This is a genomic window from Roseomonas chloroacetimidivorans, from assembly GCF_049629625.1.
Taxonomy (GTDB): Bacteria; Pseudomonadota; Alphaproteobacteria; order Acetobacterales; family Acetobacteraceae; genus Roseomonas; species Roseomonas chloroacetimidivorans.
Genome location: NZ_JBNBZS010000277.1, coordinates 1 through 1,342 on the forward strand (window position 1 = coordinate 1; position 1,342 = coordinate 1,342).

General features: G+C 58.4%; 1 protein-coding gene. It reads left to right on the plus strand.

Annotated elements, in window-relative coordinates; all coding sequences use genetic code 11:
• The first annotated feature begins 168 nt into the window (after window positions 1-168).
• Entirely contained in the window at window positions 169-1,005 is an 837-nt protein-coding gene (locus ACO1BU_RS37405; RefSeq protein WP_424140908.1) for a HamA C-terminal domain-containing protein, read from the plus strand.
• The last annotated feature ends 337 nt before the right edge of the window (window positions 1,006-1,342 follow it).

Below are 1,342 nucleotides of genomic sequence, written 5' to 3' on the forward strand. Positions count from 1 at the left end.
CCGTGAGAGCAATGTCCGCTCCGCTTCGCTCAGTAGGCGGAGCGGATCCCCCTGTCGCCGTGACATGGGTCACCTCGTCATCCGGAAGCAGCCAGTATGGCACAGTCCGAGGCAAGTGACCCACTAGTCAGCTCAAGGCAGGCGGTTGGTCTTGTGCATAAGCCGTCCATGCCGCCCCCGCTTCTGCGGACTATCGTCAAGCGCGTCGATGACCTGCCCGGTCTCACAGGTCTCTGCGCAGGCTTTGAGGGTGGCGAGTGGCGCTATGAGCAACTCGCGGAGCATATTGTCGAGTGGCTTCCTGAATTCGCACTCAACGAGCGCGAGTTCAACGCCCTCAGTGGCGCGAACGCTCGAAGGGCCCTTCGCGCCGCTGCCGAGACGATTTACAAATCGGCAAAGTATGCGACCCGTGGGGAGATCGGCGAGATCCTACTTCACGCCATCATCCGGCAAGAGTTCGGATCGACTCCCGCAATAAGCAAGGTGTTCTTCAAGGATGCACCGAACGACACGGTCAAGGGCTTCGATGCTGTTCACGTCGTCGAGGCCAACGACGGCCTCGAACTATGGCTGGGCGAGGTGAAGCTTTATCAGGATGTGTCGAGCGCTGTACGTGATGTGGTGAAGGAGCTGCATGAGCACACTCGCATTCCGTATCTCCGGACAGAATTCGCAGCAATCTGGCGAAAGGTCGATCCGGATCATCCGCATCGCGCAGCCCTCGAACGTCTCCTTGCGGGAAACGTCACCATGGATGAGGTGTTCACGCGCCTCAGCATTCCGGTGCTTCTTACCTATGATAGCTCGACAGTTGCTGCTCATAAGCGCACCGATGGCGTCTACGAGGCGGCAATCGCTGCAGAGTTCGACAAACATCATGGCCGATTCCGTGCTGCACGCCTGCCGGACGAAGTGAAGATCATTCTAATCTTGCTGCCCATGAACAATAAGGCCAAGCTGATCGAACGCTTTGACGCGAAGCTGAAGGGCATGATGGCATGACCCCGGAAGAGACGCTTCGCGCGCTCAAAGCACCCTCCCGGAGTTCCGCCGAAGCGTTTGCGATTCTGCAGTCTATCGCGCGTCATCTCGGTCAGGCTCCCGAGAATCCTACTGCTCAATCCCTCCTGATCCGGGTTCTTGAGCATCGAGACGACTTCGCAGGCTACTCACAGTTGCTTAATGCCCTGCTCCGAGAGACGGGCCTCTACCCTTAGGGCTTGTCAGGCGATAACCGCTTCATCTGAGTTGTTGCGGGGGCGGATGGTGTAGTTCCATTCGCCATGGAAGTCGTGCCGGGCGATGTTGAGGGAAGCCATCTGTTCGTCGGAGACGGCGA